Source organism: Aeromonas sp. ASNIH4, from assembly GCF_002934425.1.
GTDB lineage: Bacteria > Pseudomonadota > Gammaproteobacteria > Enterobacterales > Aeromonadaceae > Aeromonas > Aeromonas hydrophila.
Genome location: NZ_CP026217.1, coordinates 4,273,280 through 4,290,575 on the forward strand (window position 1 = coordinate 4,273,280; position 17,296 = coordinate 4,290,575).

At 56.2% G+C, this 17,296-nt stretch carries 21 protein-coding genes; 1 reads left to right on the forward strand and 20 read right to left on the reverse strand.

Annotated elements, in window-relative coordinates; translation table 11 throughout:
• Positions 1–3 precede the first annotated feature (3 nt).
• The 3 genes from rsmH to C2U40_RS19960 form a co-directional block, all read right to left on the reverse strand.
• The gene (rsmH, locus tag C2U40_RS19950; protein WP_011707587.1) at positions 4–942 is read right to left on the reverse strand and encodes a 16S rRNA (cytosine(1402)-N(4))-methyltransferase RsmH; all 939 of its coding nucleotides are present in this window, start codon (positions 940–942) and stop codon (positions 4–6) included.
• Positions 943–1,401, reverse strand: a complete 459-nt coding sequence (gene mraZ / locus C2U40_RS19955) for a division/cell wall cluster transcriptional repressor MraZ (RefSeq protein ID WP_103827116.1) — start codon at positions 1,399–1,401, stop codon at positions 943–945.
• A 240-nt stretch (positions 1,402–1,641) separates the two neighbouring features.
• Positions 1,642–1,938: a hypothetical protein gene (locus tag C2U40_RS19960; RefSeq protein WP_017409426.1), complete on the reverse strand. Its 297-nt coding sequence runs from the start codon at positions 1,936–1,938 to the stop codon at positions 1,642–1,644.
• 257 nt (positions 1,939–2,195) lie between these two features.
• Here C2U40_RS19960 and C2U40_RS19965 point away from each other — a divergent pair, with 257 nt between their 5' ends.
• Positions 2,196–3,050: a lytic transglycosylase domain-containing protein gene (locus tag C2U40_RS19965; protein WP_103827117.1), complete on the forward strand. Its 855-nt coding sequence runs from the start codon at positions 2,196–2,198 to the stop codon at positions 3,048–3,050.
• Here C2U40_RS19965 and C2U40_RS19970 read toward each other — a convergent pair.
• The 17 genes from C2U40_RS19970 to fgIL form a co-directional block, all read right to left on the reverse strand.
• Complete coding sequence (locus tag C2U40_RS19970) at positions 2,986–3,444, reverse strand: hypothetical protein (RefSeq protein WP_103827118.1); 459 nt, start codon at positions 3,442–3,444, stop codon at positions 2,986–2,988. The two genes, C2U40_RS19965 and C2U40_RS19970, sit on opposite strands and share 65 nt — an antisense overlap.
• On the reverse strand, positions 3,431–4,378 hold the full coding sequence (gene lafU, locus C2U40_RS19975; protein ID WP_017409424.1) for a lateral flagellar motor protein LafU: 948 nt from the start codon (positions 4,376–4,378) through the stop codon (positions 3,431–3,433). The genes C2U40_RS19970 and lafU overlap by 14 nt, the downstream gene beginning before the upstream one ends.
• A complete protein-coding gene (gene lafT / locus C2U40_RS19980) occupies positions 4,378–5,235 on the reverse strand; it encodes a lateral flagellar motor stator protein LafT (protein ID WP_103827119.1) in 858 nt (285 codons plus the stop codon). The genes lafU and lafT overlap by 1 nt, the downstream gene beginning before the upstream one ends.
• A gap of 47 nt (positions 5,236–5,282) precedes the next feature.
• Positions 5,283–5,996 (reverse strand): lateral flagellar system RNA polymerase sigma factor LafS, encoded by a 714-nt coding sequence (gene lafS / locus C2U40_RS19985; protein ID WP_103827120.1) that lies wholly within the window; start codon positions 5,994–5,996, stop codon positions 5,283–5,285.
• Between the two features lie 7 nt (positions 5,997–6,003).
• Entirely contained in the window at positions 6,004–6,462 is a 459-nt protein-coding gene (gene lafF, locus C2U40_RS19990; RefSeq protein ID WP_039213955.1) for a lateral flagellar basal body-associated protein LafF, read from the reverse strand.
• 38 nt (positions 6,463–6,500) lie between these two features.
• A complete protein-coding gene (lafE, locus tag C2U40_RS19995; RefSeq protein ID WP_181014722.1) occupies positions 6,501–7,589 on the reverse strand; it encodes a lateral flagellar hook-length control protein LafE in 1,089 nt (362 codons plus the stop codon).
• Positions 7,580–7,732 carry a hypothetical protein gene (locus C2U40_RS26770; RefSeq protein ID WP_227290564.1) on the reverse strand — a complete coding sequence of 51 codons (153 nt, stop codon included), beginning with the start codon at positions 7,730–7,732 and terminating at the stop codon, positions 7,580–7,582. Before C2U40_RS26770 ends, lafE begins: the two co-directional genes overlap by 10 nt.
• A gap of 309 nt (positions 7,733–8,041) precedes the next feature.
• Complete coding sequence (lafC, locus tag C2U40_RS20005; protein WP_044801248.1) at positions 8,042–8,434, reverse strand: lateral flagellar export chaperone LafC; 393 nt, start codon at positions 8,432–8,434, stop codon at positions 8,042–8,044.
• Positions 8,435–8,487: 53 nt separating this feature from the next.
• On the reverse strand, positions 8,488–9,771 hold the full coding sequence (lafB, locus tag C2U40_RS20010) for a lateral flagellar capping protein LafB (RefSeq protein WP_103827122.1): 1,284 nt from the start codon (positions 9,769–9,771) through the stop codon (positions 8,488–8,490).
• A gap of 119 nt (positions 9,772–9,890) precedes the next feature.
• Positions 9,891–10,730: a lateral flagellin LafA gene (lafA, locus tag C2U40_RS20015; protein WP_039213951.1), complete on the reverse strand. Its 840-nt coding sequence runs from the start codon at positions 10,728–10,730 to the stop codon at positions 9,891–9,893.
• Between the two features lie 188 nt (positions 10,731–10,918).
• The gene (locus C2U40_RS20020) at positions 10,919–11,194 is read right to left on the reverse strand and encodes a hypothetical protein (RefSeq protein ID WP_103827123.1); all 276 of its coding nucleotides are present in this window, start codon (positions 11,192–11,194) and stop codon (positions 10,919–10,921) included.
• Positions 11,191–12,477: a motility associated factor glycosyltransferase family protein gene (locus tag C2U40_RS26600; RefSeq protein WP_181014723.1), complete on the reverse strand. Its 1,287-nt coding sequence runs from the start codon at positions 12,475–12,477 to the stop codon at positions 11,191–11,193. Before C2U40_RS26600 ends, C2U40_RS20020 begins: the two co-directional genes overlap by 4 nt.
• A 49-nt stretch (positions 12,478–12,526) precedes the next feature.
• Positions 12,527–13,528 (reverse strand): hypothetical protein, encoded by a 1,002-nt coding sequence (locus tag C2U40_RS26605; protein WP_181014724.1) that lies wholly within the window; start codon positions 13,526–13,528, stop codon positions 12,527–12,529.
• Between the two features lie 21 nt (positions 13,529–13,549).
• Entirely contained in the window at positions 13,550–14,449 is a 900-nt protein-coding gene (lfgL, locus tag C2U40_RS20030; protein WP_103827124.1) for a lateral flagellar hook-associated protein LfgL, read from the reverse strand.
• A gap of 10 nt (positions 14,450–14,459) precedes the next feature.
• Positions 14,460–15,779, reverse strand: a complete 1,320-nt coding sequence (gene lfgK / locus C2U40_RS20035; RefSeq protein WP_017409410.1) for a lateral flagellar hook-associated protein LfgK — start codon at positions 15,777–15,779, stop codon at positions 14,460–14,462.
• Positions 15,779–16,177: a rod-binding protein gene (locus C2U40_RS20040; RefSeq protein ID WP_017409409.1), complete on the reverse strand. Its 399-nt coding sequence runs from the start codon at positions 16,175–16,177 to the stop codon at positions 15,779–15,781. Before C2U40_RS20040 ends, lfgK begins: the two co-directional genes overlap by 1 nt.
• Positions 16,178–16,185: 8 nt before the next feature.
• The gene (gene fgIL, locus C2U40_RS20045; protein WP_017409408.1) at positions 16,186–17,289 is read right to left on the reverse strand and encodes a lateral flagellar basal body P-ring FlgIL; all 1,104 of its coding nucleotides are present in this window, start codon (positions 17,287–17,289) and stop codon (positions 16,186–16,188) included.
• Positions 17,290–17,296 lie beyond the last annotated feature (7 nt).

Consider the following 17,296-nt stretch of genomic DNA (forward strand, 5'->3'; position numbering starts at 1 on the left):
GGCTTACTCCGCCAACCGCTGGGCGACCCGCAGCACAGAGCTGCGGGATCGGCTGTTTTCATTGACCTCGTGCTCGGAAGGCTTGAGCGCCTTGCCGACCGACTTCAATTTGCGACCGCCGGCCAGTTGGGCCTCGGTCAACGGAATGCCGTGCGGCACTTCCGGGCCTTTCTCATGCTTGCGAATGAAATGCTTCACCAGCCGATCTTCCAGCGAGTGGAAGCTGATGACGGAGAGACGACCTTCCGGTGCCAGCACCTGCAGGGCTCCGTTGAGCGCTGTCTCGATCTCGTCCAGCTCGCTGTTGATGTAGATGCGGATGGCCTGGAAGCTGCGGGTGGCGGCGTGCTTGCCCTTCTCCTTGCTCGGATTGACGCGGGCAATCATCTCCGCCAGTTGACGAGTGCGCACATAGGGCTCGGTGACCCGATCGTGCACGATGGCACGAGCGATCTTCTTGGCGAAACGCTCCTCGCCGAAAGTCTTCAGCACCCAGGCGATGTCGTCCACATCGGCGCGAGCCAGCCATTCGGCGGCGCTCTGACCGGAGGTGGGGTCCATCCGCATGTCGAGCGGACCGTCCTTCATGAAGCTGAAACCGCGCTCGGCATCGTCCAGCTGGGGAGAAGATACCCCCAGATCCAGCAGGAAACCGTCTACCTTGCCCAGCAGACCGCGTTCATCCAGATAGGAGGCAATGCCGGAGAAGGGGCCGTGCACGATTTCGAAACGGGGATCCTGGATCTTGGCCGCTTCGGCAATGGCCTGGGGATCCCGGTCGATGGCGATCAGCCGGCCGTTGGGGCCAAGCTGCTGGAGGATGAGACGAGAGTGACCACCCCGGCCAAACGTACCGTCGACGTAGATGCCGTCCGGCTTGATGGCCAGCCCTTCAACGGCTTCGTGCAGCAGCACTGTGATGTGTTCAGCGGCTTGGGTCATTTATAAAGAGAAATCCTGTAGTCGTGGCGAGCTTGCCCAGTCGTCTTCGGGCAGGCCCTGAATGTCGTCATTGACCTGTTGTTGCCAGCGGGCTTCATCCCACAGCTCAAACTTGTTGAGCTGGCCCACCAGCATGATCTTCTTGTCCAGCCCTGCATGGCTGCGCAGTGGCTGGCTGAGCAGCAGACGGCCACTGCCGTCCAGCTCGCATTCGGTCGCATGCCCGAGCAACAGCCGCTGCAGGCGGCGCTCAAGGGGATTCATGCTGGAGAGCGTCTTGAGCTTGCGCTCGATCTCTTCCCATTCGTTCAGGGGGTAAAGCAGCAGGCAGGGATGGGCAATATCGATGGTGCAGACCAGCTGGCCCTCGCTTTCGTCGCGCAGCCAATCACGGTACTTGGTCGGAATCGCCAATCGCCCCTTGCTGTCGAGGCTGATGGCATGCGCACCACGCAACAAATTGCAGTCCCTGAAAATGAGTTAAAGGGGGCAAACCGCCCGATAAAAACCACTTTGATCCACTTTTCCCCACCTTGAAGTTTAAGGACGTGCTGAGGGCTTTTCAAGCGAGGATCTCGGGCATGGGGAACATATTGACGCAGCGTTTCAGCAGCGAGGATTAAATGAGTTGATTTTCCACAAGTTATTTGAGCAAGAGGTGTAGCGATTAATTAGCTGCCGGCCTGAATGCCGACTCTGTCAGGGGGAAATAATGAAACGGAACAACACCACGGCACACAAGATGATGCTAACACCGACCACGGGATAAATGATGTAGCCATCCCCGGCACGCCGAGCCCGTAGACAGACCAGCTGGCAAAGCAGCAGATTGTAGATAATCAGCAGGAACGTCAGCAGGATATTGGTACCAAATGCCAGCTCTCCGGCATGCACGACATAAAGTCCCATCAATACAAAATTGGCGAGAATCAAATACAGTAGAAATTTCTGGATCGCCTTGCCCGCTTTTGGGGTCTTTTTTACTCGTGCTATCATGCTTATCACATCCTGGATTCCACATGAACAGTCGACAAAAACTATCGAAAACTGTTGAGATACATCATGTTTTTATTTTTTAGCGCTGCTTGTCTTTCCCCCATATCATGACTCGAGCTATCCGCTGGCTAGTTAGCGTACTGCTAATGACTCCGCCTTATTGTTATTCCTATCATAACTATCATTGGCAGGCTGGTTTTCCTACTCCAATACAAGGAAAAGGAGCTGACCTGGTCACTCAGCAAACCCAGTTTCTGTTGAAGCAACGAGATCACCTGCAAAGACGACTGGCGCAATCCCAGCCAATGATCCGCTGGGTGGAACAACAGGTTAGCGCTCGCAAGTTGCCCAGTATGCTGGCCTTTTTGCCACTGATTGAGAGCAGTTATCGGCTGGATGTGGTATCGACAGCGGGAGCCGCAGGTCCCTGGCAGTTGATGCCGGACACAGCCGCACGCTTCTCCATTCCCATGATGCCAAGCTTTGACGGCCGCTACTCCTTGCCCCTTGCGACTGATGCTGCGCTTTCCTATCTCAGCTGGCTTCATCAATTCTTTGGGCAGGACTGGTTACTAGCGCTGGCGGCCTATAACGCGGGGGAGGGCCGAGTACTAAAAGCTGTGCTCAATGCAGGTACGCGCAATGTATGGGAGCTGCAGTTACCCACGGAAACACGCCTCTATGTGGCTCGCTTTATCGCGCTCGCCCAATTGCTTGATCGAGCAGAACAACACCAACTCACCCTGCCCCCCTGGCAAGCAGGGGAAAATATTCAGGTAGCCATGCATCCTGGCAGTTGTTCCCTGTTGCAGTGGGCCATGACAAAGGGGGTAGCGATGAATGAAGCAAGCCGCTGGAATCCGGCGTGGCAGCTTCCCGATGCTCCCGGAATCACCAACTGTCCCATCGTCTACAGCCAAGGAGGCTCTCCTGCCCCGACGCACCAGAACAGCAAATTAGTGTTTCGCAAGGCAGTGTCACTGGAAAGCTTGCATGACCCCTTGTTGCTGCAAGCGGCAAGAGGATTGGATATGAGTCGGGGTAAGATCAAGCTGGATGCGTTACAGGATCCACTGGGGCTGGACACGAGGCGCCCACCCCTGTTGCCATGAAACAGTGACGCCAATGGCTGAGTACCGGTGAGAGATCGACTGACTCAGGTACCGACCAGCGTGCGCCATAGAAACTGAGATATTGCCCGATTGCTCGTCGATGGGTGATACGGCAATCGAGCACAATCCGGGGGGAGAGGGACAGACTAACCGTCTCGGGCAGGATGAAACGGGCAGGAGCCAGAAAACCAACGCCTCCCGGCCCAATATCCTTGATCACTGCCCTGCCGATGCTCTTGTCAAACAGCAAACCAGAGACCATCAGCCGCGCGGCAATGCCGCAGCTTTGTGATTCCAAGGGGGTAGTACCGTCGTGTAGATACCAGCGGGGTACCTTGCGGCGGGGATCATTGAACTCGCTCGGTTCCAACAGCGCTACTTCAAGGTTGTCCATGGGAAGTTTCGTCCTTGGCCTGCTTCACGGCGGCTTGCGTTTGTGCGCTAAACAGTTGTTCCAGATTCTTTTCTGCCTGACTGGTCATCACCAGCAGTTCAATCCGGCGATTCTGGCTGCCCCGTGGGTCAGCCGTATTCTCCAGCATGGTATCCGACATGGCGACGACCTGCCCTACTCGTTCCGGAGGCATGCCACCGGCCAGCAATACCCGCCTTGCCATCATGGCGCGATCGGATGACAGCTCCCAGTTACTGTAATTATCCCCCGCAAAAGGGGTGCTGTCGGTATGACCAGAAATCATGACTCGATTTTCGACGCGTTGAAAAATCGGAGCCAGCGCCATCAGCATGTGCCTGAAGAAGGGGCTGATGCGAGCACTGCCACGGCTGTACATCTCCCGCTCGTCATCATCACGAATGAGGATCCGCAGACCCTGCGGGACCAGCTGTAACTCCAGATTATTTTTGGCCTGCATCTGCTCAGCCAGCGAGCCAATGAAACCGGCCAGCTGCTTCATCTGTGCTTCGCCTTCAATTTTTCCGACCAACAGGCTTTCATAACCACCGCTGGCACCATCAGAAAAAATACTGCGATCCCGCTCCATGTGCCTCGGCATCCTCTGCCCTTGTTCTACGAACTTGGGACTGAGTTCTTCCAATACAGAAGGATTACCACCCAGATCAACCGGATAGGGGCTATTTCTGATATCGAATGGATTGGCCTCGCTGTCCATGATGCTGTAATCACGCAAGCGGCTGGCAACGACCTCACGCTCCTCTTGGCTGGAAACAGCCAGGATCCAGAGCACCATGAAAAATGCCATCATCGCCAGGGTAAAATCAGCAAAGGCGACTTTCCAGGCTCCGCCTCCCTTGGGCGCACTGTTACGCCGTTGCTGGCGTTTGATGATGATCTGTTCGTGATTGCGCATTACATGGCCCTGTTGGTCACCCAATCTTCCAGTTCAAGGAAGCTGGGTTTCACATCGGGCTCCAGCATCTTGCGACCCGAGTCAACCGAGATAAGCGGGGTTTTGCCGCGCAACTGGGCGATCAGAATGGACTTGATGCACATGAGCAGCCCGATCCGCCGTTTCACCATCTCTTCCATGGCATTGCTGATGGGCTCAAGCAGGCAGTAACAGAGGAAGATACCGATGAAGGTGCCGACCAGTGCGGCGGCGACATGTACACCGATATTGCTCAGCGGGCCGTCCAGTTGCTGCATGGTGATGATGATCCCCATCACGGCTGCCAAGATACCGAAACCGGGACAAGCTTCCCCAGTCTTGTGCAGTGCGTGCGCCGGCTTGAGCATGTCTTCCTCAATGGCCATGATCTCCTGTTCCAGCACGGTATCCAGCTCATGCGGCGTGATCTTGCCCATACCCAGCAAACGTAGGTTGTCGATGATGAAACCGAGCAACTGAGGATCCTCCGATATCTGGGGATACATCAGAAACACCGAACTCTGTTGCGGGTTCTCAATGTGCTCATCCAGCGCCTTCATGCCCTTGTTGCACGTCTCCTCCAGCAATTGATGCATCAGGGTCAGCAGCTCGCGATAGATCTCTTTTTCATCCTTGTTGGATTTGAAGCACAACTTCATCTGCCGCCACATCTCATGCATCACTTCCTTTGAATTGCCCAGGAACATGGAGCCCACCGCAGCCCCGATGATGATGATCAGCTCGGCAGGTTGCCACAAGGCAATGGGCTTGCCACCCGCCATCATGAAACCACCCAGCACACATATGAAAATGACGCCAAGGCCTATCTGTTTTTGCATGAACGCTCCCGCAGAATTCAAGGATCCTCACCAGGGATGGTGAAGCGTTAATAAATGGAGTCGACCAAACGCTGCTTGAGCTGAAGGACACACTGCTTGTGCAACTGACAAACCCGAGACTCCGTCAGCCCCAGCACCAGGGCAATCTCTTTCATGTTCAGTTCTTGCTGATAGTAGAGGGAGAGCAGCAGTTGCTCACGCTTGTCCAGCGAGGTCAGCGCCTTGCTGATAGTCATCGCCATATCGACATCATCGGATTCGGTAGCTGGCGCCTTGCCACCGTTCTCCAGCCACTCCTCCAGGCTATGTAGCGCTTCAGCCTGACTGGCGTAGGCCAATTGACGCACTTCCTCGACGGAACACTCCAGTACCGTGGCCAGCTCCTGTTCTGAGGGAGGACGCCCCAATCGGTTGTGCAATTCGCGCTGGGCCTGGTTATGACTGTGTACTTGCTGTCGCAGCTGGCGCGGCCGCCAATCCAGGCGGCGAAGCTCATCCAGCATGGCCCCACGGATCCGCTTGAAGGCATAACTCTCAAACTGGGCATCAGGCTCGCTGTCGTATCGGCGCCAGGCTTCCAGCAGCCCCATCATGCCAACCTGTTCCATATCTTCCTGATCGAAGCAAGCCGACACCTGACTGCGCAAGTGACTGGCCGCTCGCTTCACCAGCGGCAAATATCGGGTCAGTATGGCCTGCTCGCCCGTACGGGGAGGAGAAGCGCTGAACTCATGCGGGCTATCCCAGTCGACATCGATCATATATGCGTTACTGCACCAGCACTTTGGTGATCAACACCTCATCCAGATAGGTCTTGTAACCATAACTCTGCAACGTGGTGACCAGCTTGCCCAATAGAGAGCTTTGCAGTGCAGTGATGTTCTGCAGCTCTTTCTTCACGTCATCGTGGGTACGGTGACTGAAATACTGCACCATGGCATTGCGGATCAATGGTGTCAGCTCATTGAGCGAATTGAGCTGTGCCGGATTGTGGGTCACCAAAGCCAACTCGAGTACGAGATAATGGGACTCAACACCCCCTTCCAGGCTGATGACAAAGCGCTCCATCGGCTTGAACAGCGGAGTGGCACTGAGCTCGGGTTTTGGCTCAGCCAATCCCAGCCATACGGCAACCAGATCTCGCTTCAGATAGGCCCCATAGGCCAGCACGGCCAGCAGGCACAGAGCCATCACGCCCATCATCAACCACTTAACCACTCGCCGCATAATATGAAATCACTCTCGCTATTGCCGGATAATAAAAATCAAACCAGGGTGTTCAACCAGTCACGTCCACTGCTATCGGCAGGCTCGAACTCTTCCTGCCATTGACGTCGTCCGGCCATGATCTGCTGTTGTTGCCATTTACCCTGGCGCTCTTGCTCCCCCCCCTGACCCACGTTGACTTCGACTCCCCCCGCATGATGGGGAGCCAGGCTCATCCGCAAGCGTTCCATCGACTGGATCAATGCCTCGCGCACCGCAGGATTGGTTACGTTGAGCTGAACATTGAGGCGATCCCCCTCAAGACGCACAGTCAACTCGAGTCGACCCAGTTCGGGGGGGTCAAGGCGGATATGGGCCTGCTTGATCTGCTGGTTGACCTGAAGCTCCACCTTGTCTTTCAGCACATCCATCAGCTGCTGTCCCCACTGAGCGGGGTTGTCGGCCAACTTCACAGGAGCCCATTGATACTCGGCCGATTTGAGGGCAGTCACAGGCGCCAGATTGCTGATCACACCTTTCACATCGGCAAAGGTGGATTCACGTTCACCGACACCGTCGATCGCAAGCAGGGGCTGCACACTGGCAATCACCTTGTCACGCAATACCGGGTCCATCGTCTGCCCAGCAGGCTGTGTGCCCATGCGGTTGGATGCATCCGTACTGGAGACGAACACCTGATTTTCACTCCGAGGACCCGCCGTCTCCCCTGCTACCTTGTTGTAATCAGAACGACCATAGGCAGACAGTGAACGCAATACCGCCGAGACGGCTGACGATCCGTCAGGTCGGACAGACTCAACACCTCCACCAGTCGTTGCGGCTACAGGTTGTGCCTGGCGCAGCATCGACAGTCTCGCAGCATCATCGGTCAAGAGGAAAACGGGGGGCAGGTTGCTGAAAGAATCCAACTGCTCTGTGGCATCATCTCGCTGCTCATCAGTCACATCCGACTCTTTTTCGTCGATGGGTTCAACTGGCAAAGGCAATGCCACCAGCTCTTCCATGAATGGCAGGTCCAGCGGCTGGTATGTGTCGCCCTGGCCATCAGGCTGCCGGGAAAGACGACTGAATCCTGAGGAATCAAGCGCAGCCAAGCCATCAAGGCCTGGAAATTGAATCATGCCCATTCCTGTACCTCACCATAGGCTTGCAGCCCTTCCCGCTTCTGGGACAGCTCCTGCCACTCCCGCTTACGCAAGGCCGTCTCTTGCTGGCAAAGCAGCAGGGCCTCCTGCTGCCAGGATCGCACCTGATCCCTGGCAGGTTGCATGGCGGCCCATAATTCTGGCTGCCCTTGCATATGCTGAATGAACTGGGACAATCGGCTATCAGCCAAACGAACTGCATCCCACTGGCCGGCACGGGCCTGCTGCAATATCAGGCGTCCCAACCCCAGCAGCTGGCGCTGGCGAGTCTCATGCTCTGCAGTAAGTTGCTTAGTTCCGGTTACCGACATGGTGATGGCCCCCAATGAAAATGACCTTGCCAGCTAGCAAGGAGCAGGCCAGCTGAGAAATACAGGAATTCAGGAGAATGGTCAGAGATCAGGCCGGGGAAAGAAGGAAGCATCACTTCCGCATCAGCGAGGATGACGCGCCATTGCTTCCCAACCGTCCTTCAGCTCCAGCAGGATACGACGCACTTCGGCGAACCCAGCCACATCGTTCGACACGCTGATTTCAAACAGGCGCTGACCACAGTAGTCATAGAGACGATGCAGGTTGACAGCAAGCTCCCCGCCCTTCTCCATGTCCAGCGCACTGTCCAGTCCACCCAGGATCTGCAGGCATTTGTTGATCGCTTGCCCTTTGCGCTCAAACTGCTTGGCCAGAATATGGCCTTCCGCCCGGGCCATTTCATCGAGCAGCCCATCCATCAACATCAGCACCAGTTGATGTGGGTCCGCACTCGCCGCCTTGGCCTGGGTAGCGGCGAATTGGTAGGCATCGTAGCCATCTTGATCTTCAAACATGTACAACTCGCTTGTTCCGGAAAGATGCCACAGACAGCAGGAAGCGTGCCGGTTTAGAGAGCACCCATGGTCTGCAACATTTGATTCATGGTACTGAATTGATTGAGATAGCGCTTATACGCGGAGTCCATGCGGCGATCCAGCGCATCCATACGTTCTTTGATGCGTTTCTCGCTCGCCTCAAGACCCGTCTTGCGACCCTTGAGTGCACCATCACGCTTGGTATAAGGATCGAGTGAATCACTCATGCGCTTGAGCAGGCCATCATCGCCCAGCAACGCCTTGCCAAGCAGCTCGGGGTCCTTGTCCAACGCCTTGTTGAAATCGGTCTCGCTGAAGGAGAGCTTGCCGGCCTTGTCGGTCTTGATACCCAGACTGCTAAGGCTCAGGCCATTGGGCAGGTCGCGCACACTGTTGGAGAGCACGCTCTTGAGGCTGCGCACCCCGCTGTCGGAAGAGAGAGCACCGGGAGCCTTGGGATCGCTGGACGTCATCTTGGCCAGCTCATCGACCAACTCGTTATAACTCTCAACAAACTTCTTGAGCGAGCCGGTCACCGCCTCCTTGTCTTGCTCGATGTTGACCAACAAGGGGGCATCACCGCTCTTCTGGGCCTTGGTCAGCTGCAGTGTCAGACCATCGACCACGTTTTCGATCTTGTTGCTGGCGGAGGTGATGGTCAACGGGTTGTCCCCCCCCATCCGCAACCTGGCATCCTGGGCTTTGGTAATGTCCGTTTTGCCGCTTATCGCGGCCCCAAGCGAATTGGTCGCATCTCCGCTGTAGTTGACAGAGATGGTATTATCCAGCCCGCTGTCCTTGCTGGTAAGCACCATGTTGACCTTGCCGTCGGTGCGGACCAACGTCGCCTTGACGCCGGGATTATCCTTGGCATCGTTGATTTTGGAGACCAGATCCTTGACGGTTGATCCTGCTGGCAAGGTGGTCAGATCGATGTCGATAGTCTTTCCCTTGACGGTGAGCGAGAAGACTCCATCCGCAGGCAGGGGGGCCGTTTCACTATCCAGACTGAGACCAACCTGATGGGACTGGGCCAGTTGCTCCACAAAGAAGTTGTACTGTCCCGAGCTGGCCTTGCCGTTGCTCGTCACCGTCATGACCCCCTCCTGGGACATGGTTGCCTTCTGTGCCTGTAAATTGGACGCCTTGTTGAGATCCTTGAGCATGGTCTGGAAGGTCGACAGCTTGGTGTTGAGGGTGCTGAGCGCACTCTGCTGACCCTTGATGCCATCCATCTGCTTCTTCAGCAAAGCGTCCATATTTTTTCGCTCGATAGCGACTAGCTGCATCGCCGTAGCGGCCGGATCTATTTGCATCTTAATCCCTCTTCATTTCACTCAACTGGCATGCCTGTTGGAAAAAGCCGCCTCGACTCTTTCCAACCGACAACCCTTGTCAGACAAAGGCCGCCCCACAGGAGCGGCCATGCGATTCATTAACGCAGCAGACCAGTTACCATGCCGGTCATCTGGTTGGAGTTGGACAGAACGGACATACCGGCCTGCATCAACATCTGGTTCTTGGTCATGTTGGTGCTTTCCTGAGCGAAGTCGGCATCCATGATGCGGCCGTTCGCCATGTCGGTGTTCTCTTTCATGTTGGAAAGGTTGTTGACGGTGTGCTCCAGACGGTTGATGTTGGCACCGAAAGTGGAGCGGGCTTCACCGATCTTCTCCAGCATGCTGTCCATCGCAGTGATCTGGGCAGTCGCATTACCTGAGCTCAGGGTCACAGCGGCGGCGCTGGTGATGGCAGTGTTGACCGCTTTCACTTGGGTGGAGGCATTCAAGTCCAGCTTCTCGGTAGCGCTGGCACCAATCTGGAAAGAAACCGCACCGGCCTCGAATTTACCAGAGGATTTCAGCAAAGCAGTGCCGCCGAAAGTGGTGTTGTCACGGATGTTGCCCAGCTCCTTGCCCAGCTCCTTGAATTCGGCGTCCATGGCGGAGATGTCTTTATCGCTGTTGGTGCCGTTGGCTGCCTGGGTAGCCAGATCTTTCATACGCTGGGTGATGTTGGTCATCTCGTCCATGGCGCCTTCAGCGGTCTGGATCATGGAGATGGCATCCTGAGCGTTGCGCATACCCACTTTTTGACCGTTGGACTGAGCCTGCAGACGGGTGGCGATTTGCAGACCGGCCGCATCGTCGGCTGCGGAGTTGATGCGCAGACCGGTACCCAGGCGCTGCATGGCGGTGCCCAGCATCTTGTTGGTGGAGTTCAGCTGGTTCTGGGTGGTCATGGAAGCAAAGTTGGTATGAATGGACAAGCCCATGGTTATTTCCTCGATTTAGGCGCTGCACTGCAGCTTGTTAGGTAGACAAAATAGAAGGACGACCATGGGTTGGAAAAAATTGAACACAAGAGAAGGATTTTTCTTTTTATGCCTAAGAAGGGCATGCTCAGCGGAAAAACATCGGGGCTGACAAAGTGCCAGCCCAGTAGGAATAATCGCAGTGACAATCAGCGCAAGGCGCGATCAATATCATCCAGCAAGACCGGAAGTTCGAACTCCAGGTAGTCAGACAGTCCAACCCAATCATGACGTTCCTGACATTGCAGCAACTGCCTTGCCAGAAGCAGCAACGATGATTGCAGCTCGACCGGTAGATTCGTCATCAGCGGCGTCAGCAATTGCAGCATCCGTCCACATTCGAAGCAGGCCTCTTCATCCTTTCCCTCACGCAACAAGGCGGCCAGTGCATCTGCCCCAGCCTTGAAACTGGCCACATCGATCATCCGGCAAACTCCTCATGGTAACTGGTACCCAGAATACGGGCCACGTCCCGGCTGCTATTCATGAAATTCACCTCGGGATGACGTTGAATATAAACTTCCAAGCCATTCAGATAGATGCAGAAGCTGAGCAGTGTTTTCACCGGTTGACCATGTCCATTGGGTACTGTTCTGCGACCATAGCGGGCATCACTACCCAGTTCACCATCCTGCCATCCGGTGTGAGTCCGGCCTTCAGGAAAGGAGAAATCGGCCCCAAACAGCGTAATGTTGTGGGCCCCCATCCTGACCGCCAGGTCTGTGGCAGGGTGAATAACGCTACCCCCGGTAAAGAGGGATGCCCGCCGCAATTTCTTCTGCAGGCCGGCATAGGTGTCCAACATCTCATAAGCGCCATACCGCGGGCCTTGCCATTGTGACAACACCATGTTGTCCACCATGGGGATATAGACAAGAGCAATATGGGAAGAGTGCAGGGGATCCAGGATACCAAGGTGAATGTGCCGATCTATGGTCACAACAATATCGGGTTTGATTCCTTGGGCCATCAGAGGCCGTAGCGCCGTGTCGACACAGATGAAAAGAGGACGCTCAGGTCGCTCATAAACCGCTTTCAATGCACTCAGATGATGAGCCAGCGTCGGCCCTGTAGCCACGACATAAGCATCCCGCCCTTTGGCTGTGCCAAATAACTGCGCCACATCGGCATCTTCGCGCAATAGGTCCAGATTGTCAGCCAGGCGCTCCGATACCCAGTCCTGTCCGAATTGTTCATTGATTGCCTCAAGCCGACTCTGGATAAGGACTCTATCCCTGATCTTGGCGGCAGATTCATCCGCCAATTCCAATTCCGAAGTGAGGAAAAGAAAAGGGGACATGACCAGCTCATTTTCTTGAGCAAGCAACAGGTTCACCCTGGGGTCAGAAAGCCAGTCCAACTGTTCCGTCAAATGCAAGACCAGAGCAAAGATAGAGGCATTCATGATCTTCACATTCAGCCGGCGCAGACGCTTGCGCCTCAACAGTACCCGCGGTACGTCACCAAGACCGGTTCCATACAAAGTCAGCTCCGGTGCTTTTGCCGAAGACATGGCAGCAATCCGTTCGGCCTCCTGCATCCTGTCATGACGACTGGTCAGTTGAATGCCGTTGATGGCCAGGGTGGAGCTGAGCCCTTCTACCAGTTCGGCAGGCACACTGTTGACGTCCTGTGCTTGCAGGCATGCCAAAACGGCAGGCCAGCGACGAGCAATGAGCTCTGCATGCTGGGGGAAATAGTCGATCATGTGGGTAATGTCACTTGCAGAAGAGGAATGAAAAAAGAGAAGAAGGTATTCAGGTCAGCAACGCGACCACATTCTGGCGGGAGACATTTGCCTGTGCCAGCAGGCCGGCCATGGTGCCCATGAAGCCCCCCTCCTTGAGTTGCTGGCTGAGCTTGCCCTGCAGCTGCTCAAGCTCTTCCTGCTTGAGGTTCTGGCTGCGCGCCTTGACCCGATCAAGCTGCTTGACCATGCGTTGGCGAAACTGTTTCAACTCACGGACAGATTGCTCAATCTCACCCAACAGGCGTTTCAGCCGCTGCTGTTCCTGCTTGAGCTCCCCCTTGTCGATGCCCTCCCCCAGCTGGGTCAACTGCCCAGGTTTGGGTTTGAACTGCACCGGAACAGGATTGCCGGCCGGAATACGGATCCCCTCGCCGCTGAGCAGAACCGGTTCATCCAGTTTGCGTCGATGCAGCTCGGGTACGGTCAGTTCCAGCTTGCCCAGTTCGTTCAAGCGAGCCTGGATGTGCTCTTTGCGCAGAGCCCGATCCAGCCGGGTAACCACCTCCGCCTCATTGGCGCCAGCAGGCAGCATCACCTCGACGGCGCTGCTGGTTTGTGGGAAGGAAAAAACCAGGCGTTCTGCACTCGCTTTGGGGCTCAGCAGGTCGAGCCGCTCCGAGCCATAACTTACCCGGCTCTCCCCTGCTGACGCCAGCAAGCGGGGCTTCAACTCTGTGGTCAGTGGTGCCTGGGGCTGGGTCAGCTTCTCTTCCAGCAACTTGAGGCGTGATACCAGATCACCGCTCGCGGCACGATTTTGGCCAAGCTGCTGTTCGAGACGTTTCAATTCACCCCATACCTGGCTCAGCGCTTGTTCTCCCCCCTGCGCGTGGGCGATCCGCTGCTGCGCCGTACCGATCAGGGCCCAGCGGTCCAGCCGGACAATATTGGGATGGCGCTCAGTTTTGCTGGTTGGCTGGGACGCACTCTGAGCAGTCACACGCCCGCGCAGTCTGGGTTGGGCTGGCGTTTCGGCCACGCCGCCCAAACGGGTTTGTTGAATCTGCATCATGGCTCCCTGAAGCTGAACTTATGGCATGTAATTGAACAGACTCAGCCCATTGACCTTGGCAAAGGCCTGCTGCTGAACTTGCAGAGCCATCAGCACATGGGCCTGCTGAGTGACAGCACTGGCATAGTCGAGGGACTCTATCTGATTACTCACTTCCTTGCTATAGGTCCCCTTCTCGGCATGCCCTTCATCCACCTGTTCGAGCAGATTGATGCGGGCACCAATGGTGCTGACCATCTGGCTGATATCATCCTGCAGTGTCTTGCTCCGCCCCAGCATGTCACGGGCTTGGTCGGCTGCATCCGGCGCACCATTTTCCAGGGCATCCACCACGGCATCGAGTTGCTTGAAGAAGTCACCATTCTGGATGAACAGCTGATCCGCCGTCTGATTGAGCCCAACGGTCACCCCCTTGGCGATGCTGACCTCGCGGATCAAGGCATCCCCCTGATACTGGTAGTCACCGGTCGGGGTTTTGACGATGGCAGTCTTGCCAACCTGGCTGCCCGCAAAGAGGCTGGAGCCACTCTCATTTCTGGCGTTGGCCAGATCGAGCAAACCATCTTTGATAACGGCCGTCTCACTGGCGACCGCCCGGCGATCATCTTCTGACAATGAGCCAGTAGCAGCGGTCTGAGTCAGCTCGCGCAACCGCATCAGCATGTTGGTCATGGTTTCCAGCTGCTGTTCTCCTTGGGAGAGCTGGCTCTTGGCATTGGCAATGTTCTTCTGATACTGCTCCATGGCCACCTGCTCTTTCTTCAATCCGAGCAGACGCACACTCCCTACCGGGTCATCCGAGGGCTGCAGAATACGCTTGTTGGTGGAGATCTGACGATCGAGGCGGGCATATTCACCAAAACCATGCTGCAGGTTGTCGAGCATGCTGAGTTGAATCTGGTTGGTACTGATGCGCATGATCACTCCGTTAGAACATGTTCAGGATGGAGGTAAAAAGTTGCTCTGAAGTGCTGATCACCTTGGCGTTGGCCTGATACGCCTTGGTATAGGCCATGATCTTGACCCCTTCCTCATCCGTGTTGACCCCGCTGACGCTGCTCAGCTTGGTGGCCAGCTGTTTCTCCATATTCGCATCAGCCGTCATGGTGGCCTTGGCCTGGCCACTTTGTACCGCCATCCGGCCAAGCAAGGCGCTGTAGGCATCATATTGATCATCTTTGATGGTCAACAGCTCCTGCAGATTGCGGTTGTCACCACTGCCGCCGCCGGCCTTGGCAAAGGCGAGGTCATCGCCAGTGAAGCCATCGGCAATCTTCAAAGTGCCGGACGGGTTGAGGGGATCGTAGGTGAAGAGCGGCTTGCCCGGATTACCATGCAAGTCGACACCGCCACCCTGCTTGGCATTGAAATCATCCGCCAGTTTTTTCGCGATCTGGTTGAGCTCGTCACGCAGCGGACGCAGAACTGTCGTCCGATATTCCATGACCCCCGCCAGGCTGCCGCCATGCAGCTTGGGAATATCGAACGATTGCGGACCGAAGCTCAAACTGAGCTTGTCGCCCGCCAGCGAGAGTGTACTGCTGCTGCCGGCCAGCACCAGCGGCTGACCCTGAGGTAGACTCAGTGAGAACGAACCGTCACTTTGCCGGTTGACCCGGACTTCCATGAAGGTCGACAGTTCACGTACGATCTGCTCACGACTGTCTTCCAGCACCGAGGTATTGACGCCCTTGGAGGCCTGCTCGCTGATCTGGGTGTTCAGCTCGGCAACCTGTTTCAGATAGCTGTTGACCTGAGAAACGGTACTGTTGAGCTGATCATCGATCTGCTTCTCCTGGGTCAGCATGCTTTCATTCAATTGGCCAAAGCGGTTGGCCAGCGCCCCCGCCGAGCTGACGATCTGGCTACGCTGAGCCGGCGTTTCCGGGCTGTCGAGCGCTGCACTCAGAGAGGCGAAGAAACTGTCCAGTCCCTTGGCGATGTTCATCGACTCGCTGCCCAGCAGTTGTTCGGTGGTATTGATGTATTGATGGAAAGAGTAAGAGGCGCCGGTTGCAGAGCGGCTGCGCCAATGTTGGGAGACCAGATAGTCATCCGTGATCCTGCGAACACCGGTTACCTCTACCCCCTGGCCATTATCCAGCCGGCCAAAACCGGACAGGCTGCCCATCATGGCTTCCTGGCGGCTATAGCCGATGGTATTGACGTTGGCGATATTCTGGGCGGTGATATTTAACGCGATCTGGGCCGAGTTAAGTCCGCTAAAACCGATATTGAGCAGCGACATCAGTCAACTTTCCTCATTTTTGCCGAATTCAGAGGCTGACTGAAGGCAGCCAGGGTCTGCTGTTCTGAAGCGACCACCGACTCGGCATTCTTTAATGTCGGCGCCAATTGGCTGACCATCTGCTCTTTCAACCCGATGCCGCCGCGCTTGACCATGCTCATCGCCAGCTGGCTGTCATACATATCGCGATAGAGCTCCTGGCCCTTGATGAGCTTGTCATCCTCGTCCTGCATGGCATCGGAGGCTGAGCGCATGTGCTTGAGCACAGTTTGCAGAAAGCTCACTTCAAATTGGCCGGCGGCCGCATCCAATGCGGCACGCTGATCCGGGTTGCTCTTTATCTGCTGCAGTTCGTTGAGATCCTGATAAAACCCAGGTTCCGAGGTTATTCTGGTCATAGAGATCCTTAGATGACCACCAGCTCTCCCTCGAGGGCACCAGCCTCATCGAGTGCTTGTAGAATGGCCATGACGTCATCGGGGGTTGCCCCGAGCGAGTTGACTGCCTTGACGATCACCTCCAGTGAGGTGCCATCCGGCCAGACAAACATGTTGTTTCGTTCCCGATCCACCTGGATCTTCGAGTTGGGGGTCGTGGTGGTCTGCCCATTGGAGAAGGCATTGGGCTGACTGACCGTCTGGCTCTCGCCAATGGTCACCGTCAGACTACCATGGCTGACCGCTGCTTTGTGAACCTTGACCCCCTGCCCCATGACCACGGTTCCGGTCCGGCTGTTGAAGACGACCCGGGGGCGCTCCTTGCCCATATCAACCTGAATGTCCTGCAGCAGCGCCATGAACGAGATCCGCTGGCTCTCGTCCTTGGGTGCCGCCACCTGGATCCGCCCCGCACTGACCGCTCTGGCCACCGGCCCCAGCTGACGATTGATCTCCCGCTCCACATTGCGAGCGGTCTTGAAGTTGGGCTGGTGCAGATTGAGCGTCACTTCGGGCTTTTCCGCAAAGTTGCTGGCCACTTCGCGCTCTATGATGGCGCCGTTGGGAATGATCCCTGCGGTCGGCACGTTGATAGTCACCGAGGAACCGGACTGCCCCTCGGCCTTGACCCCAGCCACCACCAGATTGCCCTGGGCGACGGCATACACTTCCCCATCGATACCGCGCAGTGGCGTCAGCAGCAGCGAACCGCCGCGCAGACTCTTGGCATCCCCGATCGAGGTGACCGTTACATCCACCATCTGCCCCTTGCCAGCCAAAGCCGGCAAATTGGCCTGAACCGACACCGCCGCAACGTTCTTGAGCTTGGGATCGATATCATCCGGCAGTTGGACCCCAAACTGCTTGAGCATGTTGGCCATCGACTGGCCGGTGAACTTGACCTGACTCTTGTCACCCGTACCGGACAACCCCACCACCAACCCATAGCCCACCAGCTGGTTGGTCCGCATCCCCTGCACATCGGCGATATCCAGCAAGGCCCGCTTGGCGGGTGCGGCATTGGCCCACCAGGGCAGGCAGAGGCAAAGCAGGGTGATAAACCATCTGTTCATGTAAGAC